We start from the raw sequence: 22,331 nt of genomic DNA, 5'->3' as shown, positions 1-22,331 counted from the left end.
CGGCTGGCGCTTCGGGCTGAACCCGAACCACGGCGCCGCGGGGAGGGCCCCGAAAACGCCCCGGAACGAACTGGGCGGGCCCTCAGTCGCCGAATGGGTCGCGGCGAGCGATGGTTTCGTCACGGCCGGGACCAATCGAAATCAGCTCCACCGGCACCCCGACCAGCGCCTCGACCCGCTTCACGTAGTCCTGGGCCGCGGTCGGCAGCTCGTCGAAGCGGCGGCACGTGGTCAGGTCCCCCGTCCAGCCCGGGTGGCTCTCGTAGATCGGCTCGGCCCGCTCGATCTCGGCCAGGGTCATCGGGAACTCGTCGGTCAGCTTCCCGTCGATGCGGTACTGGGTCGCGATCTTGATCTCATCGAGGCCCGACAGAACGTCGAGCTTGTTGACTGCGAGGCTCGTGTAGCCGCTCACCGTGGCCGCCTCGCGCAGCATCACCCCGTCGAGCCAGCCGCAGCGACGCGGACGCCCGGTCGTCGCACCGAACTCCGCTCCCTGTTGGCGCAGCTGCTCGCCGAGCGCGTCATCGAGCTCGGTCGGGAACGGCCCACCCCCCACACGCGTGGTGTAGGCCTTGGTGATGCCGAGGACGCCCTGGATGCGCGTCGGCCCGATTCCGGCCCCTGCACACACCGCCCCCGCCACACAGTTCGATGAGGTGACGTAGGGATAGGTGCCATGGTCGATGTCGAGGAAGTTGCCCTGGGCGCCCTCGAAGAGCACCCGCTTGCCGTCGCGAAGCGCGCGCTCGAGGGTGCGCTCGGTGTGGTCGACGTAGGGTTCGAGACGCCGTCCCCACTCGACGGCGCGCTCGGCGATCTCGTCGATGTCGAGTGCCTGCCAGCCGTAGACGTTCGTCAGCTCGAAGTTCTTCTTCTCGCCCAGGAATGCGATCGCCTCGCGCAGCCGGTCCGGGTCGAGCAGGTCGGCCACGCGAATCCCGCGCCGGGTCACTTTGTCTTCGTAGGCAGGGCCGATACCACGCCCCGTGGTCCCGATCGCCTTGCCCCGCAACGCCTCTTCGCGCGCCTTGTCGAGCGCACGGTGCCACTCGAAGATCACGTGGGCACGGCCCGACACCCGCACGCGCGACGGGTCCTTCAGGACGCCGCGTGCGAGGAGCGTCTCGAGCTCGCCCAGGAGGATGTCGGGATCGACGACCACGCCGGGCCCGATCAGGTTGACCGTACCCGGGTCGAGCACGCCCGCCGGCACGACGTGGAGCACGGTCTGCTCGCCATCGACCACCAGGGTGTGGCCGGCGTTGTTGCCGCCGTGGAAGCGCACGACCAGATCGGCCCGCTGGGCCAACCAGTCGACGACCTTCCCCTTCCCTTCATCGCCCCACTGGGCGCCTACCGCGATCAGGGTGGTCATGAGCCCAGGTCCAGCAGCTGCACGGAGACGGCGCTCGGCATGTTTCGCAGGGCTTCGACCACGTTCTCCGGCGGTGCCGGCTGCACGTTCACCAGCATGGCGGCCTGCCCTCCTTCGGGCTGCAGCGCCAGCTGCATCCGCGAGATGTTGATGCCCGCTTCACCCAGCATCGTCCCGACGATTCCGACCACGCCGGGCTCGTCTCGGTTCTGGATGAAGAGCGTGGGGCCTTCGGGAATGGCTTCGAGCATGAAGTCGTCGACGCGCACGATCCGCGGCTGCCCGCCTTCGAAGACGGCGCCCACGATCAGACGGTTGTCGCAGCCCACGACGCGCGTCGTGATCGCGCTAGCGAAGTCCTCGGTGCGGCTCGCCTTGGATTCGATCACCTTGATGCCGTGCTCGCGCGCGATGATCGGCGCGTTCACCATGTTCACCGAGTCGGTCACGGGCTCGAGCAGGCCCTTCAACACGGCGACGGTGATCGGTGCGACGTCGAGCTCGGCCGCCGCGCCCGAATATTCGATCTCGATCTGCTCGATCGAGGCCTTGCAGAGCTGCCCCTGAAAACGCCCGAGCTTCTCGCCCAGGGTGAGGTAGGGACGGATCCGGGTCGCGAGCTCCTTCGAGATCGACGGCACGTTGATGGCGTTGTTGATCACCCCACCGACCAGGTAGTCGCGCACCTGCTCGGCCACGGCGATCGCGACGTTCACCTGGGCCTGCTCGGTCGAGGCTCCCAGGTGCGGTGTACAGATCACCTTCTCGTGGCTCACGAGCGGGTGATCCGCAGCGGGCGGCTCCTGCTCGAAGACGTCGAGGGCCGCGCCCCCGACCTGCCCCGAATCCAGGGCTTCGAGCAGGGCTTCTTCGTCGACGATCCCGCCACGGGCCGCGTTCACCACCAAGAGGCCGGGCTTCGCCTTCGCGAAGGCCGCCTTGTTGAGCAGCCCCGCGGTGTCGGGTGTGCGGGGCACGTGCACGCTGACCGCGTCCGCGCGCGCGAGCAGCGACTCGAGATCCAGGAGCTCGACATCCAGCTTCGCCGCCGCCTCTTCCGACAGGAAGGGGTCGTAGGCGAGCACCTTCATGCCGAGCCCGCGTGCGCGCTCGGCGACGATCCGGCCGATGTTGCCGAGCCCGAGCACGCCGAGGGTGCGGTTGTAGAGCTCGACACCGACGAAGCGCTTCTTCTCCCACTTCCCGGACTTCATCGACGCGGTGGCCTGAGGCACGTGGCGCGCCAGAGACACGAGCAGGGCGATCGCGTGCTCGGCGGTGGTCACCGTGTTGCCGCCCGGCGTGTTCATCACGACGATGCCGCGGGCAGACGCCGCGCCCACGTCGACGTTGTCGACGCCGATCCCGGCACGGCCGACCACGGCCAGCTGCTTCGCGGCCTCGATCACCTCGGCGGTCACCTCGGTGCCACTGCGGATGATCAGGCCATCGGCGTCGGCGATGGCTTCGAGGAGCTCTTCCGGCGACAGGCCGGGCGAGTCCACCACCTCGATCCCCGGGGCGCGCTCGAGGATCTCGAGGCCCTGGGTCGCGAGCGAATCGGATACGAGGACTTTGGGCACGCGGATCTCCGTCAGTCGCTGAGCAGTTCGGTCGCCGTGCGCGCGCCTTCGCCGAGCTTGTGGACGTAGCCCAGAGAAGCGAGCGCCATCTCGACGGCGGCGATGCAGGCGATCGTGTCGAAACGATCGAAGTAGCCGAGGTGGGCGATGCGGAAGATCTTCCCCTTCAGCTTCCCCTGACCGTCGGCGAGCGTGTAGCCGAGCTTGTCGCGCAGGTGCTTGCGCAGAGCGGCCCCGTCGATGCCGTCGGGAACCCGGACGGCCGTGCAGGCCGGGCTCGGGTCGTCGGGCGCCAGCAGCTCGAGGTTCATCGCGCGCATCGCCTCGCGGGTCGCGTGGGCGAGCTTCTCGGTGCGCGTCCAGGTCTCCTCGAGGCCCTGCTCGTCGAGAATCATCTTCAGGCACTCGGCCAACCCCATGAGCAGGCTCACCGCCGGCGTCCACGAGGTCTGGTCGGTCTCGAGGCCCTTCAGCTCCTTGTCGAGCGAGAAGTAGTAGTGGGGCAGGTCCGAGGTCTGCATGAAGCGCTGGGCGCGGTCCGAGAGCGCCATGAAGGCGAGACCCGGCGGCATCATGAACGCCTTCTGCGACCCCGAGATCACGACATCGAGACCCCAGGCGTCCATCGGCAGGTCGTAGACCCCCACCGCGGTGATCGCATCGACGACCATCAGCCGGTCGTCCGAGCGGCGCACGATCTCGGCGACTTCGCGCACCGGGTGACGCACGGCCGTGCTCGTCTCGGAACCCTGGAGGTAGACGGCCTTGATGTCCGGGTTCGCGTCGAGGGCGGCCTCGACGACCTTCGGGTCGACGGCCTGGCCCCACTCGACGTCGATGTTGGTGGTGCGCACGCCGTAGGCCTCGGCGATCTCGGTCCAGCGCTCGCCGAACTTCCCACCGCGCACGACGAGCACGTGGTCGCCGGCGCAGAGGAGATTCGAGACGGCCGCGTCCATCGCACCGGTCCCCGAAGCCGCGAACATCAGCACCGGACTCTCGGTCTGGAACAGCCGCTGCAGGCCCCGCTTGCACTCCTGGAACACGGGCAGGAAGTCGGGCGCCCGGTGGTTGATCACGGGCTGGGCCATCGCCAGGCGCACGCGGTCCGGCACCGGCACCGGGCCGGGCGTGAAGAGTCGACGCTTCAACATGGGTGGTGGGCTCCCGAGACGGGACGAAGGGTTTTGGGTGGGCAGGAACTGCGGGACGCCGCGGGGCCCGGGGGCCCCGGGAGTGCGCTTCCAGGGCCCGCGGAGGGTCTGGGGCAGCGGCAAAAGTCGCGCAAAGACGAGAGTTTGCTGGAGTGCCTGGGGGGTGTCAACGCGACCCGCGAAGTGCCCGCCCTTGGGGTAGGTTGCAGCGCGTGAAGCCGCTGCCCGACGAGCTCACGATCGCTCCCCGAGGCCGACTCGACGCCCGGGTGCGGGTGCCGGGATCGAAGAGCGTCACCAACCGCGCCCTGCTCGTCGCGGCCCTGGCCCGCGGCGAGAGTCGGCTCCGCGGCGGTCTCCACAGCGACGACACGGTGGCGATGCAGCGCGGGCTTGCCGCTCTGGGCTGTCGCGTGGACGCCGGAGAAGACCCCTGGATCGTGCCGGGCGTCGATGGGCGCTTCGCCGCCCCGCAGACGCCCCTGGACACCCAGAATTCGGGCACGACCGCCCGCTTCCTCACCGCCGCCGCCACCCTCGCAGCCGGACCGGTCGTGATCGACGGAAACGCCCGGATGCGCGAGCGACCGATCGACGATCTCACCCGCGCCCTCGAAGGACTGGGCGCCTCCTGCCGCCTCGAAGGCGCCGGTGGCTGCCCGCCGGTGCGGGTGGCCGGGGGTGGCCTCCCGGGTGGGCATGCTCGGATCGACGCGAGCCGCTCGAGCCAGTTCGTGTCGGCCGTGCTGTTGAGCGCGCCCTACGCCGCGGCTCCCGTCACCCTCGGCTTCGAAGGCGACGTCGTCTCGGTGCCCTACATCGACCTCACCCTCGAGGTCATGCGCGACTTCGGTGCCGAAGCGGGCTGGCGGGACGCGCGCAGCCTCCAGGTGTCGAACCAGCAACGCTACGCGGGCCGCGACTACCCGATCGAAGCGGACGCATCTTCCGCGGCCTACCCCTTCTGCGCGGCCGCCATTGCGGGCGGACGCGTGCGCGTGGACGGCCTCCGCATCGATACCCAACAGCCCGACCTGGGGATCCTCGAGCTGCTCGCCCAGATGGGTTGTTCCGTGGAGCGCGGCGGCGACTGGGCGGCGGTCGCGCGCTCGGGATCGCTGCGCGGCATCGACGTCGACATGAACCGCTTGCCCGACGCCGTGCTCGCGCTCGCGGTCGTCGCGTGCTTCGCCGACGGTCCCACCCACATTCGCAATGTCGCCAACCTGCGGATCAAGGAGACCGACCGGCTCACCGCCCTCGAGACCGAGCTGCGCAAGCTCGGCGTTCGGGCCGACGCCGGGCCGGACGACCTGCGCATCGATCCGCGTCCCCTCCGCGGCGCCGCCATCGACACTTACGACGACCACCGGATGGCGATGTCCTTCGCCCTGGCAGGGCTGGTCCAATCGGGGGTCGTGATTCGTGACCCGAGCTGTGTGTCGAAGACCTGGCCCGGGTTCTTCGACGTCTTCGAGAAGCTCTGAGGTCCCGCTTGCCGAGCGCCCCGGACACACCGACCGAACGTTCCGACGCGGCGGCGACGGACGCTTCCCCCGCCATCGAAGCCAGTCGCCTCGAGCGCCGCTTCGGCGACCGCCGCGCCATCAGCGGCCTCGACCTCCGGGTTCCGCGCGGGCAGGCCTTCGGACTGCTCGGCGCCAACGGCGCGGGGAAGACGACGCTGCTGCACATGATCACCGGCGCGCTGCTGCCGAGCGCCGGATCGCTGTGCGTCCTCGGCCACTCCCCCATCGACGCACCGGACGCCGTCCATCGCGAACTCGGGTTCACCGCTGAGACCCCCGCCCTCTACCCCGAGCTGCGCGTCGACGCCTTCCTGCGTTTCATGGCCGGCGCACGCGGCTTGGGCCGCGGCGACGCACGCCGGGCAGTCGAACGCGAGCTCGAGCGTTTCGATCTCACCGCCGTGGCGCGCCGGCCAATCGGCCCCCTGTCGAAGGGAACGCGCCAGCGCGTCTCCCTGGCCCAGGCCTTTCTCCACGATCCCGCGCTCGTCGTGATCGACGAACCGACCAGCGGCCTCGACCCCCACCAGCGCGAAGCGGTGCGCGGCCTGCTCGCGGGGCTGGCCGGCGACCGCACCCTGCTGCTCTCGACCCACGACCTCGACGAAGCCCGACGGCTGACCGCGCGCGTCGCCGTGCTGCAAGCGGGACGCTGTGTCGCGTCGGGCACCACCGCGGAGGTGCTCGACGCGGGCGGCGTCCTCCAATGGTTCGACGCGCCCCCGGACGCCGCATGACGCCGTTCCTCGCCCTGCTTCGCAAGGAGCTCGCCTGTCTGTTCGGAACCAGCGGGGTCTACCTCGTCCTCACGGGTGTCTCGCTCGTCAGCGCGCTGATCTTCTTCGAGCATCTCCAGGTCTACAACCAGGTGCTCTTCGTCTACGCGAGTTCGACGATGGGGGGATTCGAGACCGACACCCTGCCCGACTACGTGAACCTCTGGGACTCGGTCTTCTTCCCGGTCGCCGAAACCCTCGCGGTCACCCTGCTGGCGGCCATCCCGCTCGTGACGATGCGGGTCTTCGCGGAAGAACGGGCCCGGGGAACCGATACGCTGCTCTTCGCCACGCGGTTGACCGGAGGACGCATCGTCGTCGCCAAGTTCGTGGTGACCTTCGTCCTGGTCACCGGAATGCTCGCCGCGAGCTTCCTCTACCCGGCCGCGGCGATCGAGCGCGGTGGCATTGGCGCCGAACACCTCTTCTCCGTCTTCCTCGGGCTCTGGCTCCACGGCCTGGCCGTCGCCGCGATCGGGCTCGCGTGCTCGGCCTTCGCATCGCACCAGTGGGTGGCCGCGATCGCCGCCTGGACCGCCGCCTTCGTGTTCTGGGACTTCGGCTGGGCCACGCCCTTCGTGAACGAGGGCCTCGCCGCAAGCCTGCGCCAGCTCTCGTTGCGCGAGCACGTCGGCACCCTCGCCGAGGGCGTCGTCGCCGCCACCGACCTCGCCTACTTCGCCGGGGTCATCCTCGTCGGGCTGGCGCTCGCCCGTTTCGCCTGGGACCTGCGTCGGGTGGGTGCATGAGGGGCCGTCGTGACGCGTGAGCTGGGTCTCGCGGGCTGCCTCGCCCTCGCCTTCGGTCTGGGCGCCTACTACGCCACGGGACGCTTCGGCGCGTTCAGTGCCCTCAATGTGGGGCTCGGTCTGCTCGCGCTCGCCACCTCGATCGCGCGCGGTGCGGTCAGCCTCTACACGGAGAGCAGCCGCGCCGCACACAGCCTGGTGTGGCGGGGCCTCGCGGGCGTGGGCGTCGCCGGCGCCCTCGCGGTCGTGCTCTTCCAGGGCGCACGTTGGCTCGACTGGCGCGCCGACTGGACCTTCGAGCAGCGCTACCAAGTCTCCGAGGCCACCCAGCGTGCCGTAGAAGAACTGTGCGGCCCGGTCGAGCTCCTGCACTTCCACGAACCCGGCGACCCGCGCAACCGCCGCACGGCGCTGCTGCTCGACGCGATCGCGCGCTTCGGCGACGTGCACTGGCGCGGGCTCTCCCTCGCGGAGGCGCCCGCTGAAGCGGACCACTACGGCATCGGACGCTCGAACAGCGTGGTCGTAAGGCTCCGCGGGGAACCCGGAACCAGCGATCACTTCGAGCGCGTGACACGTCCGACCGAAGGGGGGCTCTACGAAGCGCTCTACCGTCTCTGCGGGGCGGAGGCCGCCACCCTGCTGAGCTTCGGTGGCCACGGGGAAGGCGACCTCGCGCGCGGCGACGCGCCCGGCTTCGCCGGCCTGGCCGCCGCCCTCGCCACCGAGGGGTACACGCTCCGACGCCGCTCCTCCCTCGCGCTCTCCGAGGTCCCGGCCGAGGTCGACGCCGTGTTGGTGCTCGCCCCCGAGCGCGCGCTGCCCGATCGCACCGTCGTCGCCCTCGAACGACACCTCGACCGGGGCGGATCGCTCATCGCCTTCCTCGAGCCAGGCGTGCGCTCGGGCCTCGAACCCCTGCTGGAGCGCTTCGGACTCGCCTCCCCGGATGCCGAACTTCGGGATCCGGAGGGCGTCGTGGACGCGCCAGCGGAGATCGCCGCCCGCCACTACGAGACCCACCCGATCACCGACGGGCTCGATGCCAGCCGCTTCACCTTCTTCGTAGGGGCCCGCTCGTTCGCGTTGCGCAGGACCGAACCCGACGCCCGGGTGGGTGCGCTCGTCTACGCGAGCCCGCGATCACGCCTGGTCGACCCGGCGGCTCCCGACTCCGAGGTCGAAGCGGCGGGCTCGTATCGCCCGATCGCCGTGCGTGGTCGCTACCCGCGCGGAGCGGGGGAGGCGCGCATCTTCGCCGTGGGAGATGCCGACTTCGCGTCGAACCGACACCTGCGCAGCGTCTACAACCTCGACCTCGTGCTCAACGGCGTGCACTGGGCATTGGGCCGCGAGCCCGCGATCACGCTGCGACCGAAGCTGCGCGACCGCGTGCAGTTCCCGCTGCCCGCCACCGACGCGCTCCAATCCTTCTACGGCCTGGGGCTGCTGGTACCCGAGCTGCTCCTGCTCACGGGCTTGTGGCTCGCGCTCCGCAGACGGGCCGGCTAGCCCGCCGCAGAGCGAACGCCTGCTCAGCTCGCTTCGGACACCGCCGGTTTGGTCGCCAAGGCGATGCCCTGGGCTCCCGCCTGCTGCGCCACGTCGAGGATGTTCACGGCCTGCCCCAGGAGCACCTTCCGATCTCCGCGCAGGATCACGATCTTCTCGCGCGAGTCGGCGAGCGCCGATTCGAGCACCTCGAAGAGGTTCTCTTCGCTAGCAGCCACCTCGTTCACGAGGATCTCGCCGTCGGGCGTGACTTCCACCGTCACGCCCGTCGGGGTCGTATCGCTGACCGCCGCACCTGGCAGGTCGATGTTCTTGCTCTGATTGGCCACCACCGACGTCGTGACCATGAAGATCACGAGCAACACCAGGAAGACGTCGGTCAGCGGGGTGATGTTGATCTCGGCGACGACCCCGTCATCGGGGTTCTCGTCGTCAGCCGGCCGGAACGAAGCCATCGGCCACCTCCGCGTCTGCCGTCTCGTCGACCACCTTTGCATCGGCCGACTCGAGGAAGAGCAATGCCTGCACGAAGCGCTCGCAGGAGCGCGCGTAGGTGCCGGCGATCGCGCCGACCCGCGTCTGCAGGTAGTTGAAGAACATCAGGGCGATGATGGCGACCGCGAGGCCAGCGGCCGTCGCGATGAGGGCTTCCGAGATGCCCGACGCCACGACCTCGAAACCGCCGGCGCCGTGCTCGGCCATGTCGCCGAAGGCGCGAATGATGCCGACCACCGTGCCGAACAGGCCGACGTAGGGTGCCAGCGATCCGACCGTACCGATCACCCAGAGGCCACGCTTGAGGTCGAAGGACGCCTCCTGCCGCGAGGTGAGCAGCACGCGCTCGAGGTCTTCGAGGGGCACGTTCCGCCACCGCATCGCTTCGGTGTAGATCTCGGCGATCCGCTGATCCGAGTCTTCGCAGAGCTTCTGTGCGCCGGCGAGATCACGCCGGACGAGCAGGTCGATCGTTTCCTTGGTGAGCTTCCGCGTCGCGTCCTGCACGCCGCGGAAGCGCCAGAGCCGCTCGAAGAAAATACCGAGCGCCAGGATCGACCCGACCAGCAGCGGGTAGTTGGTCATCCCACCCTGGTGGATCAGCTCGAGAATCGTCTGGGAGTCCACGGTCTCTTCTCCTTCTCGCTCCGGATCCCGGCAGGGAATCCGGCCGTCGCGCCCGTCCCCGAGCGGCGCCGCTCGGGTGCCGCGTCGGACGCGCTCGCCGCCTCTCGCGGCAAACTGTTTTCCTTATTGGCGTCAGCAGGTTACCGAATCGCCTGCCGGCGTTCGAAAGGCCTCTCGGAGGTTTGACACCCCCAGGACCCTTACTTAGGATCGCCTTCGTTCCAGCGGGGTTCGCTGAATCTCCGCGCCCTGCGGGCGTCTTTCGAAGGTGCTCACCCCCTGGACCGCACTCGAACCCATCCGGCCCCGGACATCCTTGGTCTTCTGGCGCACCGGGAAAACGCCCACGTTCTCGGACGCTTCCCTCGGACTTGCACCGTTTCTGCCCGGCCGCGAACGCGGCCCAGCGCACCCCAGGAATCGCCCGCGACTGTACTCGGGAAGCACCGCCCCGGCTTGCCGATCCTCGAAGTGTGAATGTGTGTGGCCCCGAACACCGATCGCGTGACCTCGGAGGTGGAAAGTGGCACTGGAGAACAGGTGGGTGTGAAGCGCCCGGTCCGCGGTGCGGGGAAATCCGCCACCGGGACGCGCGGCGCGGCTGCATCTGCCCTCCATGGCTTCGCGCGACCCCGGAGCAGGGCGCGGTCATGGAACCGCTGGAAAGTCTGAGTTGCCTGTGACGAGCGAAAATCTGATCCAGGGCCGCCGTAAGAAGCAGAAGGCGCGACCGAAGCGGCGCGCGCTGGCTGCCGCAATGGCGGCCCCGCGCGCGGGAGCCGCAGCCGCGGCCTACCCGGGCTACGTCGAGTCCGACGACGATGCCCGCACGCGCACCTTCCTGACCGGGTCCTTCCTCCTGCACGCCGCGGGCTTCGCGGTGCTGCTCTTCCTCGCCAGCCTGGCCCCGGTCATCGAAGAGACCATCATCCCCGTGCAGATCCTGCGCGAAGAAGTCGAGCCGCCGCCGCCCCCGCCGAAACCGGCTTCGGCGCCGCGCGCATTGGCCGAGCGCCGGAACCTGCCCTTCGCACCCGCGGTGCAGGCGGTCCAGCCCCAGATCGTGAACCCCCACGTGATCGCCGAGGCGGCACCCGTGGTCGCGGCGGAGACCTTCCAGATGGAAGCGGTCGGGACGCGCGCCGCTCCGACGGAGATCCGCTCTCAGGCGGTGGTCGTCGAGCGCGTCTCGGCGGTCAACAGTGCGGCGCGTGCCCAGGTCGCGGCCGTCGACGTCGCCCGCGCCGCCGGGCCGGTCGTCCGCGGACCTACGAAGGTCAACGTCCCTGCCGGCCCCTCGGTGGGACCGCGCAAGGTGGAAGCGGCGCCGGTGGGCACGACAGTCGGCACCTCGCCGATTGCCATCGGTAGCGGCAATGGCAGTTCCGTTCAGGAAGGCGTGATTTCCAACCGCGACGTGGTCGGCACCCCCGAAGGTGCACTCGTCGTCGCGGTCGATACCTCGATCGGCCAGGGCGTGTTCGGCGGTGAAGCGCCGAACGGCACGGGCACCGAGCCGGTCTCGAAGAAGACCTGCCTCAATCGGCCCGCGGTCCGCACCTATGTGTCCGGCATCAAGGACCGGGTCTACGACCGCTGGGTCCTGCCGCCCGGAGTCGACGCTGGACGCAAGGTGAAGCTGCGCTTCCGTGTCGACGTCGCCGGCTCGGCCTCGAGCGTCACGATCGTCAGCACCGAAGACAACGCGCTCGGAGCCAGTGCCGTCGACGCCCTGCGCTCCGCCGCGCCCTTCCCTCCCATGCCCGAACCGGTCCGCTGCCTCGCGCGCGTTCCGATCGTCGGCACCTTCAGCAACCCGGTCGGTGGCTAGCACGCTGCGTCACTCTCGCGTCGGGCTCGCCAGTCTCGCTCTCGCTGCACTGGCGCTGCCGGCGTCTGCCCAGGACAGCAACTGCTCTCCGGTCGAGCTCCTCTACGACGACACCGAGCAGATCGCCGAGAGTCGCAAGGACACCAACCGCGATTGCAAGTTCGACGAGGTCGTCTACTACATCGACGGCCTGGCCGAGCGCGCCGAGCGCGACACCGACTACGACGGTCGGAACGACGTCTGGCTGTTCTTCGAGAAGGATGGAAAGACGCCCGCTCGCCAGGACGAGGACACCGACGGCGACGGCAAGAAGGACCGCTGGATCACCTACCGCAAGGGCCAGCCGAGCCTGCAGCTCGATGACCAGAACGGCGACGGCAAGGCCGACAACTCCCTCCAGTTCGAGGACGGAAAGCCGAAGCGGCTGGAAGAAGACACCAACTTCGACGGCCAACCGAACCGGGTGACGAACTACCGCGAGGGCGCCGTCGAGAGCGTCGAGATCGACAGCGACCACGACGGCCGCACCAACGTCCTCGCGCGATTCACCGACGGCGAGAAGGTCAAGGAAGAGCAGGACCTCGACAAGAACGGCAAGTACGAGGTGGCGATCTTCTTCGAGAACGAAATCCGCACGCGGATCGAGGAAGACACCACCGGCAACGGCAAGAAGGACGTCGTCACCCACCTCGCGTCGGACGGCCAGACCGTCGAACGCCGCGAAGCCGACACCAGCGGCGACGGGCGGTTCGACAGCGTGGCCTTCTTCGAAGACGGGGTCGAGCGCCGTCAGCAGCGCGACGAGGACGTCAACGGCACGCCCGAACTCGTGATCCTGCTGGATGCGGACGGCAAGCGGGAGCGCGAAGAGATCGATGAGGATCAGAATGGTGCTCCCGAGCTGGTTCGCCTCTACGAAGCCGGCAAGCGCGTGCGGGAAGAAGAGGACACCGCGGGCGATGCGCGCCCCGAGGTGGTGAGCCTCTTCGACGGCGACGTGCTGCTGCGACGCGACGCCGACACCGACGAGGACGGCCGCATCGATACGACCGTCGTCTTCGCCGACGGGCGCAAGGCCTCCCAGGAAGAAGACCGCAACGGCGACGGTCAGGTCGACGCGAAGTACACCTTCGACGCGAAGGAGCGGGTCGCTACGGAGTCACTCGACGAAACCGGCGACGGGGCCTTCGATACCCGCAGCACCTTCACCGACGGCAAGCTCGTGCGGCGCAGCATCGATGCGAAGGACGAAGCCGCGGCGCGCGAGGAGTTCTACGAGAAGGGTCAGCTGACCCGGGTGGAGCTCGACGAGCGCGGAGACGGCCAGACGGACCTCTGGAACTTCTACACCCGCGGCGACCGGCTGGCGCGCCAGGAGCAGGACACGGACGGAAATGGCCAGGTCGACACCTGGGTCGAACTCGACCCGAAGACGGGCAAGGAGCGCGAGCTCCGTCGCGATACCTCGGGCGACGGCCAGGTCGACTTCTGGCGCACGAGCGACGCAGCCGGCATGGCCCAGGAGACCCGCGAAGACCGCAACGCCGACGGCCAGCCGGACCGCACCGTCCAGTTCGCGGCGGGGAAGCCCGAGCGTTTCGAAGAGGACAGCAACTTCGACGGCAAGATCGACCTGCGCGGCACCCTCGACGCGGAGGGTCAGGTGCTGTCCGACGAGGCCGACACCGACGCCGACGGGCGCTTCGAGCTGCGCACGGCCTACGCCGCCGGCGAGAAACAGCGCGAGGAGCGCGACACGACCGGCGACGGGAAGTTCGACGTGGTCACCCTGTTCGAAGCCGGGGCGCAGGTCTCTCAGCAGCGCGACACCACCGGCGACGGCAGCTTCGACTCCACCCTTCGCTTCGCCGATGGGCGCGAGCAGCAGCAGGAGCGGGATACCAACGGCGACGGCAAACCCGACGTCTTCGTCCGGCTCGATGCCGATCAGCGCCCCGAGCGCGAAGAGATCGACGCCAACTTCGACGGCAATCCGGACCTCGTGAAGCAGTACGAAGCCGGCGTGCTGGCCCGAGAAGAGGCCGATCAGGACTTCGACGGGCGCTTCGAGCTCGTGACCCGCTACGAGGCAGGCGCCCGGGTGGCATCGGAAGCCGATCTCAACGGGGACGAATCCCCCGACGTGGTGGTCGCGTATGCCGCCGGCAAGAAGACCGAGCAGCGCGAGGACCGGGACTTCGACGGCAACGACGACATCGTCACGACCTTCGACGCCGAGGAGCGCCCCAGCGCGGTGCGCGAGGACTCGGATGGCGACGGCACCTTCGACACCCAGACGCTCTACGAGGCGGGCGAGATCCTGCGCACGGAGAAGGACCGCAACGGCGACGGCACGCCCGACGTCGTGGCCCACTACGTGGGCGGCAGCCTCGTCCGACAGGAAGAGGACTCGGACTTCGACGGCACCTTCGACCGCCGCAGCGTCGCCGGCGAAGGGGGCACGCAGATCCAGGAGGCCGACGCGGATGGCGACGGCGCCACCGACACCTGGATCACCACCAGCGCCGAGGGGGTCGTCATCCGCAAGCAGGAAGATCGCGACCGCAACGGCGAGCCCGACCTCTCGGCGTGGTTCGAGGGCGGGAAGCTGGCGCGTCTCGAACAGGACACGGGTGGCCGCGGCTGCGTCGACCTCAAGCAGTGGTTCCATCCCGACGAGTCCGTGCGCGCCGAGTATCGAGACACCACGGGCAACTGCACGACGAACGTGTGGAGCTTCTTCGAGGGCGGCGCCCTCGTGCGACAGGGCCTCGACACCTCGGGCAACGGCCGACCCGACGTCCTGAACCACATGAACGGCAACGGCAAGGTGAAGGTGCAGGAAGTTGCGAGCGGCGAGAATGGGTCCAGCCCGGACAAGAAGCTCTTCCTCGCCGGCGACGGCGTCGTCACCGCCCAGTGCCTGCTCGGCGATGCGGGCAAGAAGCTCACCACCCGCGCGCTGGTGCGCGGCGGCGTGGTGAACGAGGTGCTCATCGACACGTCCGGAAACGGCCGCGCCGACACCCGCCAGATCCTGTCGGGCGGTCAGCTGGCCCGGCTCGATGCCGACACCACCGGAGACGGGAAGCCGGACGTCGTCCAGGTCTACGAAGGCGGCGCCCTCGCCTACCAGGACGAAGACACGAACGGCGACGGCCTCGTCGATCAGCGCTTCCGAGGCAACCAGCCCGCGGCGGTCCCTGCGGGCGCGAAGATCGCGGGGGGCGGATTCGCCCACCTCGGCTGCGGGAGCTTCAGCGGCTTCTGGTGGAAACGCTAAGCGAACCGGAACCTTCCGCCGCCACCCTGCCGACGTTGCAAAAAACCCCCATCCCGGTGACGACCGTCACGGGCCCAACCCCGACGTCCGGTCGATCCAAGCCCTCAAGAAGGCCCGGTCCCCCTGTTCGCGGGGTCCGGAAACGCCTTCCAGGAGCGGGAGTCAGGGAAAATGGGACGGATCGACACGACGGACGACCGGGCGCAGCTCCTCGAGCAGGCCGCGCGAGCGCGCTCGAAGCGCCAGCGGCGGCGCGCCATCGCGCTCTACCGCCAGGTGCTGGTGAGCGAGCGCCACAGCATCGAGATCCACGAGAAGCTGGCGCCGCTCCTGGCGGAGACCGGCCAGCACTTCGACGCGTGGAACAGCTACCGGCTGATCGCCCAGTCGGCGCTGCGCGAAGGGCGCGACGACCGGGCGATCGCCGTCTACCGCGAAGCGACGCGCGCGGTACCCCAGGAGATCCAGAGCTGGCAGGGGCTCGCCCGCCTGCTCGCGCGACGCGGCGACACGGACGGCGCGGTCGAAGCGCTGGTGGAAGGAAGCCACCAGTTCACCGGCCACTTCCTTCGCCCCCAGGCGATTCACCTGCTGCGCCGCGCGCGCAGCATCTCTCCGTGGCACTTCGAAACGGTGCTCGAGCTCGCGCGCCACCTGGGCCGCAGCGACCAGAGCGTCGAAGCCCGCATGCTGCTCGACGGCTTGCTCGAACGCTGTGAGCCCTGGCGCCGGTCACGGGTACGCGTCGCCCAGCTCTCGGTGGAGCCCGGGCCGCGCGCCCTCTGGGCCTGGTTCGTCAGCTGGTGGAGCGGCGATGAGCCCGAGGAACCCGAGCCCACCGCCGACGTCTTCCCGCTGCTGGCGCTCGCCCCGAGCGCCGACGATGCCGACCTCGATCAGCGGATGTCGTCGGACGAGGCCGGGACCGCTTCCGCCGCTTCGTAGACGAAGCGGTCGCTGCGGAGCACCTCACCCGACGGCGCGACCACCTCGAGCGTCCATTCGCCGGTCCACTCGGGCAGCAGCGCCTTGCGCGAGTACACGCGCCAGCGCGGCCCGCCAACATCGAAGCTCACTTCTGCGCGGATCGTTTCGCCCTGGCTCCAGCGGTGGGTCACCGTCTGGCCCTGCAGGTCGCGAAGCTCGGTGAAGTAGAAGAGCTCCTCGGTACCGAGGCTCACGCTCTCCACCTCGTCCGTCGGCTCGCGCTCGAACACCGATGTGGTCACCGCCGCACGCGCCACCGATCCAGCGGGCGATGCTTCCGCCTCGATCGCCGTGGTGGCTTCCGCGCCCTCCATGGGCTCCATCTCTGCCACCCCGGTGGCGGCAGTGCTGAGCCCCAGGGCGATCACGAATACGAACCCGGTCGTCCCTCGCATCTTCTCTCCTCCCTCGTGGCGGCTTGGGAGCCGCCTGGCGTCGCGCCGTCCACTCTTCCCGATCGCGGACGGTCGCCGTTTCATCTCGAAATCCAGATCTCAGTCGCGAATCCAGCCCGGCAGACAGCCGGCCTTCCGACACTCGTCGCGCAAACCTTCGTCGAGATAGGCCTGCAACTCGGTGGTGCGCGAATCGAGCCCCTCGAACTCGCGCCGCAGCTCACGGCAGTCGACCGTCTGCTTGATGCCTGCGTCGTCGCGGGTCGTGACGTAGCCACCGCGGTTGCAGTGGGTCACGTACTGCTTCAGCCAGTCGCGGCGCAGCGACAGCTCGGCGAGTTCCTTCTCGGCCGAGGTCTTCTTCTGGCGCCAGTGCATCGCCTGGCTCTCCTCGGCCTGAACCGCGTGACGGTGTCGCTCACGCGCGGCAGGAGCCGCAGGTGTGGAAGCGGCCGGCTTGCTCGGCTCGGCCTTGTGGATCACCACGTCGGGAACGAAGGGATCGGCCCCTGGGCACTGTTCCTTCTGGTCCGTGAAGATCGTGCGTCCGCCGGGCCCCTTGCATTTGAAGAGCTCGGCCGCGACGGGCGTCGCGAACCCAATCAAGAGAAGCGTCATGAGCCACAGACGGTGCATCAGCGGTTCCTCGTTCGGCGGCAGGGGACACCTCGCCGCGTCGAGGCCCGAGCGGGCCTCATTCTCTCCAGATCTGGGGGACGTCGAGTCGGTCGGCTTCGCGTTCGAGACGAGCCAGCTCGGCTTCGAGTTCCTTGCGGCGCGCCAGAAGCGGAGCGCGTTCGTCCTGGCGGAGGTCCCGGCGCGTCGACAGATAGAGTGCGATACGGCGCAGCGGGTCGTTCACGGTCTCGAAGCGTCGACGCCATTGATCGGGCCCGAGGCCGCCGCGAATGTTCGGGTTCGGGACCAGGGTCATCACGCCGCGCGCGGCGTCCACCCGGTAGACGAAGTTGTTGAAGAAGTCGCCCCCGAGGAGACCGATCCGCATCGACGGATTGACGGTGGCCGTCAGGTGCTCGACCCGTGCCCCGCCCACCTGAACAGACTGCACCGGCACGAGCGCCCGCGCCACGACGCCGTTCGCCGTGTGGACCTGCACGAAGTCGGTGTCCGAGCGGATGCGAATGCCGAGTTTCTCTGCGTAGATCGAGGGGATCGAGACGCCGCTCGCCCCCGTGTCGATCAGGAACGGAACTCGCACCAGGTCGTTGAGCGTGGCCTCGACACGCATCAGTGAGCCGTTGCGCTGAAACGGGATTTCGATCTCGCCGCCGCGGGTCACGGTGCGCGGAAGCACGCGCCGGGCGGTGCTCGCGTGACTGGCGGGTGCCGCGCCCTTGCCGCCGTTCTCGAAGGTCTGCACCCCACGCGCGTTGCGACTCGCGCGCATGTTACGACGCACCTGCGCGCGGTACTCGAGGGGCACCTTCTCGAGCTGTTCGGTGAAGTGGAGACGCCCGTCCTCATCCGTCCACCGATAGATCTGCGCGTCCGCAGGCAGGCAGACAGCCATTCCGAAGCCGAGAACGGCGATCGACAGAGCCCAGCGCTTCGCGTCTCTCACGCTCCGACTCATCGGATGAACCCGAGCCCTGGTTGAGCCCACGGCGCGGCGCGTTTTGCGCGAGAGCTGCACACGGATTGCCGCTTCCTGAGGTCGCTATCCTCGTGCCCGTGACGACCCCGACCCTGCGCGATTTCTGCCGCGGCATCCTCGAAAATGGCGATCTCGAGACGAAACTCGCGCCGCCGCCGCCGGCGTGCCGCGACGCCCAGCCCGGGCCGGCCCTCGACGTCACGGAACCGGCGAGGGCCCCCGAGATCGCCCTCACAGCGAAGGCCGGGAAGCTGCCGCGGCCCTCGGCTCTGCGGGAGGCCAGCGCCCGCGCCTCGTGCCTGGCCCGCTTCGCCCACCACGAGCTGATGGCCGTCGAGCTCTTCGCCTGGGCGCTGCTGCGCTGGCCCGAGCTTCCCGCCGAGTTGCGCGCCGCCTGGCGCGGCATCCTCGAAGACGAGCAGCGGCATTGCCAGCTCTACCTCGAACGCCTCTCGGCCCATGGCGGCCAGCTCGCCGACCACCCCCGCTCGGACTACTTCTGGCGCCACGCCGCGACGATCGCGGCCGCGCCGGCGGGCCCGGCAGCCTTCCTCTCCGCGATGGGGCTGACGCTCGAGCAGGCGAACCTCGATTTCTCCGGGCTCTACGCCGAGGCGTTTCGCGAAGCGGGAGACACCGAGAGCGCCGAGGTGTGCGAGAGGGTCCACGCGGACGAGATTCGCCACGTGCGCGTGTCGGCCGTCTGGCTGCAGCGGCTCGCGGAGAACGACGACGACTGGCAGGCCTACACCAGCACCGTGCCCTTCCCGTTCGGCGCCAACCGCGCCAAGGGTCGTCGCTTCGACGCCGAGTCGCGACGCCTCGCGGGTCTGTCGGAAACCTTCATCGAAGGCGTGCGCGCCGCGAGCTCGCAGACGCGTTGAGCACGGCCGTCCTGCACCCGAACGTCGGCGGCGAGGAACCGGGCGGCCCCGACGTGCCGGCCGCGCGCGCCATGGCCCAGCTTTGGAGGCTGGCCTTCGGCAACGCCGCCGGCTGGCCCGACGACACCCCGGCGGCCTGGCCCGACACTTGGGGACCGTTTCCCTCGGAGCCGGCGTTCGACTGGCAGCGCGAGGACGGGCTGTGGGCCTGGTGGAACGACGCGGAGAGTTGCGCCCGCGCCGACGCCACCTCCCTGCCGCTGATCGGGGCCGACCCCGCGGTGGTCGCGCGCGTGCACGACAAGGGCTTCGCCGTCGCCTGCTGCGAACGGGAACGCCTCTTCCCGCGACCGCTGCGAAGCCGCGTGCACGTGTTCGCTCCCGAGGCTTGGGACGACGTCGATCGCTTCGCGGCGGCGCTCTGGGAACACATCGCCGAGTGGCCCGGAGCCTGGCGGGACACCGCCACCCTGAAACCGCGGATCGGCACCAGTGGACGTGGCCGCGTGCGGATCGATACCGAGGGCAGCTGGTTGGGAGCGCTGCCGCGCTTGGCCGCGCGCGGTGGTGCGGTGCTGGAACCCTGGCTTCCGCGCCGAGACGACTACTCGGTGCAGCTCCATATCGCGCGCGACGGAACGCTCACGCTGCTCGGCGTGCTCACCCTCGCCGTGTCCGAGGCGGGCGTCTACCTCGGGCATCGCGGAGAACTCGACCATCGCGGCCGGGTCACCACGGGCACCGGGGTCGAGGACGCGCTGCTCGGCGCGGCGATGGAGGTGGCACAGGCCGCGCACGGCGAAGGCTACTGGGGCCCCTGCAGTGTGGACGCGTTCTCCTTCGATCATGAGGGCGAGGTCGTGCTGCGACCCGTCGTCGAGTTCAACGCGCGGTTCACGACGGGCACGGTGCTGCTCGCCCTCCTGCGACGCGCGCGGGCCGCCTACGAAGCGGTCGTCCCCGCGGAACCCGGCACGCGGCGCGCGTTTCGCTTCGGTACGGGCCTATCCGCCGGAAGCCCCGCGTGGCGCACGGACCTCGGCGCCGGCACGCCCCTCGAGGTCGACGCCGCGCGCACCGACCCCTAGCGGTGCACGCCGACGACGACGTCGCCCAGACGCAGCTCCCGCAGCGCCGGCGTTACGTCCTCGACGCGGCCGGGCTGGGCCAGGAGTGCCGCGATTTCCCCCGCGCTCGGGGTCTGGCCGTGATCTTGCCGACGCAGGACCGCGCGCCACTGGTATCGCAGCTGACCTTCGCGCGGCTCTTTCGTTTCCACGAAGTAATGCAGCGCGCCCAGGGTATCCACGAACACCCATTCGCTCGCGACCTGCGGATCGAGATCGACCGGGAAGGCCACACACTCGGCGGGACTCCGACACGGTTGCGACGCCTGGTTCGTGAAGCGCTCGATGGCCGTGACCAGATCCTCGGGCAGCCGCTCGCCCTCGGGCACTCCGATGCGCTCGCGCGCCGGCGCCAGCGGCCGGCGGCGACGCGGGTCGACCACGAGGTCTTCGAGCAAGGCGTGCGCTCCCTCGACGCGCACGACCGCGAAGCTCTCGGCGCCTCGGCGCATCTCGGCTTCGACGCGGGGGGCTTCGTGCTCGGGGAGGTAGTAGCGATCGAAGGCGAGTCGCACGCTGGCGGTGTGTTCGTAGGCGGACAGCACCCGCACCGGCACGACATCGAGGCCCTCGGGCGGGTCCGCGTACGCGGCTTCGAGCACGGCGAAGCCCTCGGTGTCGACACCGAGCGAGGCGAAGGCGTCACCACCTGCAGCGACCCGCCCGTCGTCCGCCCACGGAACCGAGGCCGGCGCGAAGTTCAGCCGGACATAGCGCCCGCGGAACGCATCGACGGGATCGATCGGCGCCGTCTGGAACCGGTAGGCCTGCCCGGGCGCGGCGGCTTCCGCAGTCCACCAGAGCCCAGCGATCTGCGCGAGTTGGAGCGCCACCGCCAGCACGAAACACCACTTGCGACCGGTCACTGTGCACCTCCTTCCTGGGCGGACCCAGGCGGGTCGTTGTCCTCCCCGCGTCGGCGCAGGTGCAGGTTCAAGACCAGGAACGCAAGCCCCAGACCCATGAAGACGAGGCCGCGCACGGTGAAGCTCCACTCGCTGTCGAGGAAGCGCTGGGCGATCACCGCGCCGAGCAGCAGCATGCCGCCGTTCGCGCGACCGAGCGCGCCGTGGGCGAGCCCCGAGAGCACGGTGGCCGCGCCAAGAGCGCCGGCGTAGAGCGCCATCGTCCAGGCTGCGCCGGTTTCATCGCCGATGAAGCCGCCTGCGAAGAACGCCACCACGAAGGCGAGCGGGACCCCCAGCCACAGCAGCTGCGCAACGTCGCGACGTGAACCGGCGGCCACCGCTCCCCATCCGATCCCGACCACCGCCAAAGCACCGACGCCCCAAGCGGGCAACGCATGATGCCAGGCCCCCGACGCTCCAATCGACTGATCGAGGCCACCCCAGGCATCCGAGAAGCCCAACACGAACAGGGCTCCGGCGAGGGTGGTCATGCCGAGCGCATTCGCGGCGCGCTTCGCGAAGGGCACGAGGGAGTGGAGCTCACGGTCCCCCATCGCGACGAACGCGGCCGCAGTCGCGAGGGTCAGTAGCGCCACGAAGAACACGTGGCCGAGCGGCGCTTGGAGAAGACAACCCGCGAGCACCGCGGGCACCCCCACCCACGCGACCAGGCCATCACGGGCCGACATCGCGCTGCGACGCCCGAGCATCCCCGCGTAGGGCACCACCGCGGCGATCAGACTCCAGAAGGGCCAGGGCGAGGCGTCGTCACCCCAGTGGAAAGGAATCACCGAAACCGCGATCCCCAGGACCAACGCGAACGCCGCACGAGAATCCAGGGCATAGGCCAGGGGGATCGTGCACCAGCCCCAGGTCACGAGGAATCCGCCGAGATCACCGGGGATCTGATGGGTCTGCTGTAGGAGCGCGAGACCGGCCGCGAAGCCGAGGGATGCGAACAGGGCGGCCGCTTCGGTCCAGGCAGTCGACGCGATCCGTCGCCACAAGGCGAAGCCCGCCACTCCCTGCCCGACCGCAACGGTGCCCAGGCTGACGGCGGTGCGCATCGGGTCGGACAGCGACGCCCAGTTGTGGGCAAGCAGCAGCACGGCGCCGAGCCCGATCAGCGCCGCGCCCAGCACGGCGAAGAGCGGGATGGCCGGACGTGCCGCCGCGCGATCGGCGTAGTGCTCCCGCACCCGCGACGACACCCCGGGCTCGAGCACCCCGGCGTCGACCAGCGCGTCGAGTTCGCTCATCCACCAGCGGCGTCGCCAATCCATACGGTCCTCCCTGCGCACCTGATTCCGGGCACGCGCTGGCCCTGCCTATCGCAAGGGCTGTGCCCGGCTCTCGGCCGGGCCCCGATTGTGCATCCAGATCAATGGCTTAGGGCACCGTTTTGCGGGTTCCCGAGGGGTCTCGAGAGCCGGCGTTGCCGGACACCGCGTGTCAGGGCCCATACACACGGAGATCGCCCCGATTGTGCGAATCTCTT

19 protein-coding genes are annotated in these 22,331 nt (G+C 69.7%); 9 read left to right on the top strand and 10 right to left on the bottom strand.

Features of this window, described 5'->3' with window-relative positions:
• Positions 1-82: 82 nt before the first annotated feature.
• The 3 genes from AAF430_01280 to AAF430_01270 are packed head-to-tail and all read right to left on the bottom strand — an operon-like array spanning position 83 to position 4,115.
• Positions 83-1,378, bottom strand: a complete 1,296-nt coding sequence (locus AAF430_01280; protein MEM7408851.1) for an adenylosuccinate synthase — start codon at positions 1,376-1,378, stop codon at positions 83-85.
• Positions 1,375-2,961 carry a phosphoglycerate dehydrogenase gene (serA, locus tag AAF430_01275; protein MEM7408850.1) on the bottom strand — a complete coding sequence of 529 codons (1,587 nt, stop codon included), beginning with the start codon at positions 2,959-2,961 and terminating at the stop codon, positions 1,375-1,377. The genes AAF430_01280 and serA overlap by 4 nt, the downstream gene beginning before the upstream one ends.
• Before the next feature lie 11 nt (positions 2,962-2,972).
• Entirely contained in the window at positions 2,973-4,115 is a 1,143-nt protein-coding gene (locus AAF430_01270) for an alanine--glyoxylate aminotransferase family protein (GenBank protein ID MEM7408849.1), read from the bottom strand.
• A gap of 212 nt (positions 4,116-4,327) precedes the next feature.
• Between AAF430_01270 and aroA the strand changes: the two genes are divergently transcribed.
• The 4 genes from aroA to AAF430_01250 are packed head-to-tail and all read left to right on the top strand — an operon-like array spanning position 4,328 to position 8,681.
• Entirely contained in the window at positions 4,328-5,602 is a 1,275-nt protein-coding gene (aroA, locus tag AAF430_01265) for a 3-phosphoshikimate 1-carboxyvinyltransferase (GenBank protein ID MEM7408848.1), read from the top strand.
• Positions 5,603-5,610: 8 nt separating this feature from the next.
• The gene (locus tag AAF430_01260) at positions 5,611-6,381 is read left to right on the top strand and encodes an ABC transporter ATP-binding protein (protein ID MEM7408847.1); all 771 of its coding nucleotides are present in this window, start codon (positions 5,611-5,613) and stop codon (positions 6,379-6,381) included.
• Positions 6,378-7,169, top strand: a complete 792-nt coding sequence (locus AAF430_01255; GenBank protein MEM7408846.1) for a hypothetical protein — start codon at positions 6,378-6,380, stop codon at positions 7,167-7,169. Before AAF430_01260 ends, AAF430_01255 begins: the two co-directional genes overlap by 4 nt.
• Before the next feature lie 9 nt (positions 7,170-7,178).
• Entirely contained in the window at positions 7,179-8,681 is a 1,503-nt protein-coding gene (locus AAF430_01250) for a DUF4350 domain-containing protein (protein ID MEM7408845.1), read from the top strand.
• A gap of 23 nt (positions 8,682-8,704) precedes the next feature.
• On the opposite strand, the gene AAF430_01245 is transcribed toward AAF430_01250, so the two are convergent.
• Together AAF430_01245 and AAF430_01240 are read right to left on the bottom strand one after the other, a co-directional pair.
• Positions 8,705-9,136 (bottom strand): biopolymer transporter ExbD, encoded by a 432-nt coding sequence (locus AAF430_01245; GenBank protein ID MEM7408844.1) that lies wholly within the window; start codon positions 9,134-9,136, stop codon positions 8,705-8,707.
• Positions 9,114-9,803: a MotA/TolQ/ExbB proton channel family protein gene (locus AAF430_01240; protein MEM7408843.1), complete on the bottom strand. Its 690-nt coding sequence runs from the start codon at positions 9,801-9,803 to the stop codon at positions 9,114-9,116. The genes AAF430_01245 and AAF430_01240 overlap by 23 nt, the downstream gene beginning before the upstream one ends.
• Positions 9,804-10,482: 679 nt before the next feature.
• On the opposite strand from AAF430_01240, the gene AAF430_01235 reads away from it, so the two are divergent.
• From AAF430_01235 to AAF430_01225, 3 genes are all read left to right on the top strand, one after another.
• Positions 10,483-11,634, top strand: a complete 1,152-nt coding sequence (locus AAF430_01235; protein ID MEM7408842.1) for a TonB family protein — start codon at positions 10,483-10,485, stop codon at positions 11,632-11,634.
• A complete protein-coding gene (locus tag AAF430_01230; protein ID MEM7408841.1) occupies positions 11,627-14,917 on the top strand; it encodes a hypothetical protein in 3,291 nt (1,096 codons plus the stop codon). The genes AAF430_01235 and AAF430_01230 overlap by 8 nt, the downstream gene beginning before the upstream one ends.
• Before the next feature lie 171 nt (positions 14,918-15,088).
• Positions 15,089-15,862 carry a tetratricopeptide repeat protein gene (locus tag AAF430_01225; GenBank protein MEM7408840.1) on the top strand — a complete coding sequence of 258 codons (774 nt, stop codon included), beginning with the start codon at positions 15,089-15,091 and terminating at the stop codon, positions 15,860-15,862.
• Here the strand turns inward: AAF430_01225 and AAF430_01220 are convergent.
• The 3 genes from AAF430_01220 to AAF430_01210 all read right to left on the bottom strand — a co-directional run bounded on the left by AAF430_01220 (position 15,814) and on the right by AAF430_01210 (position 17,881).
• Entirely contained in the window at positions 15,814-16,299 is a 486-nt protein-coding gene (locus AAF430_01220; protein MEM7408839.1) for a DUF2914 domain-containing protein, read from the bottom strand. The genes AAF430_01225 and AAF430_01220 overlap by 49 nt on opposite strands.
• Positions 16,300-16,398: 99 nt before the next feature.
• The gene (locus AAF430_01215; GenBank protein ID MEM7408838.1) at positions 16,399-16,935 is read right to left on the bottom strand and encodes a DUF4124 domain-containing protein; all 537 of its coding nucleotides are present in this window, start codon (positions 16,933-16,935) and stop codon (positions 16,399-16,401) included.
• 58 nt (positions 16,936-16,993) lie between these two features.
• A complete protein-coding gene (locus AAF430_01210) occupies positions 16,994-17,881 on the bottom strand; it encodes an aspartyl protease family protein (protein MEM7408837.1) in 888 nt (295 codons plus the stop codon).
• A 110-nt stretch (positions 17,882-17,991) separates the two neighbouring features.
• Between AAF430_01210 and AAF430_01205 the strand changes: the two genes are divergently transcribed.
• Positions 17,992-18,798, top strand: coding sequence for a DUF455 family protein (locus tag AAF430_01205; GenBank protein ID MEM7408836.1), 807 nt, complete (start codon positions 17,992-17,994; stop codon positions 18,796-18,798).
• Positions 18,795-19,886 (top strand): hypothetical protein, encoded by a 1,092-nt coding sequence (locus AAF430_01200; protein ID MEM7408835.1) that lies wholly within the window; start codon positions 18,795-18,797, stop codon positions 19,884-19,886. Before AAF430_01205 ends, AAF430_01200 begins: the two co-directional genes overlap by 4 nt.
• On the opposite strand, the gene AAF430_01195 is transcribed toward AAF430_01200, so the two are convergent.
• Both AAF430_01195 and AAF430_01190 read right to left on the bottom strand, forming a co-directional pair.
• Positions 19,883-20,791 carry a GDYXXLXY domain-containing protein gene (locus AAF430_01195; GenBank protein ID MEM7408834.1) on the bottom strand — a complete coding sequence of 303 codons (909 nt, stop codon included), beginning with the start codon at positions 20,789-20,791 and terminating at the stop codon, positions 19,883-19,885. The two genes, AAF430_01200 and AAF430_01195, sit on opposite strands and share 4 nt — an antisense overlap.
• Positions 20,788-22,116 (bottom strand): DUF2157 domain-containing protein, encoded by a 1,329-nt coding sequence (locus tag AAF430_01190; protein MEM7408833.1) that lies wholly within the window; start codon positions 22,114-22,116, stop codon positions 20,788-20,790. Before AAF430_01190 ends, AAF430_01195 begins: the two co-directional genes overlap by 4 nt.
• Positions 22,117-22,331: the final 215 nt, after the last annotated feature.

This window comes from Myxococcota bacterium, assembly GCA_039030075.1.
GTDB lineage: Bacteria > Myxococcota_A > UBA9160 > UBA9160 > SMWR01 > JAHEJV01.
Note: the sequence above shows the minus strand (reverse complement) of the source record. Positions and strands in the feature narration are given on the sequence as shown.

Coding starts and splice junctions, on each gene's coding strand:
- AAF430_01280 (MEM7408851.1), bottom strand. CDS start 1,378: ATGACCACCCTGATCGCGGTAGGCGCCCAGTGGGGCGATGAAGGGAAG.
- AAF430_01270 (MEM7408849.1), bottom strand. CDS start 4,115: ATGTTGAAGCGTCGACTCTTCACGCCCGGCCCGGTGCCGGTGCCGGAC.
- AAF430_01255 (MEM7408846.1), top strand. CDS start 6,378: ATGACGCCGTTCCTCGCCCTGCTTCGCAAGGAGCTCGCCTGTCTGTTC.
- AAF430_01245 (MEM7408844.1), bottom strand. CDS start 9,136: ATGGCTTCGTTCCGGCCGGCTGACGACGAGAACCCCGATGACGGGGTC.
- AAF430_01225 (MEM7408840.1), top strand. CDS start 15,089: ATGGGACGGATCGACACGACGGACGACCGGGCGCAGCTCCTCGAGCAG.
- AAF430_01220 (MEM7408839.1), bottom strand. CDS start 16,299: ATGCGAGGGACGACCGGGTTCGTATTCGTGATCGCCCTGGGGCTCAGC.
- AAF430_01215 (MEM7408838.1), bottom strand. CDS start 16,935: ATGCACCGTCTGTGGCTCATGACGCTTCTCTTGATTGGGTTCGCGACG.
- AAF430_01190 (MEM7408833.1), bottom strand. CDS start 22,116: ATGGATTGGCGACGCCGCTGGTGGATGAGCGAACTCGACGCGCTGGTC.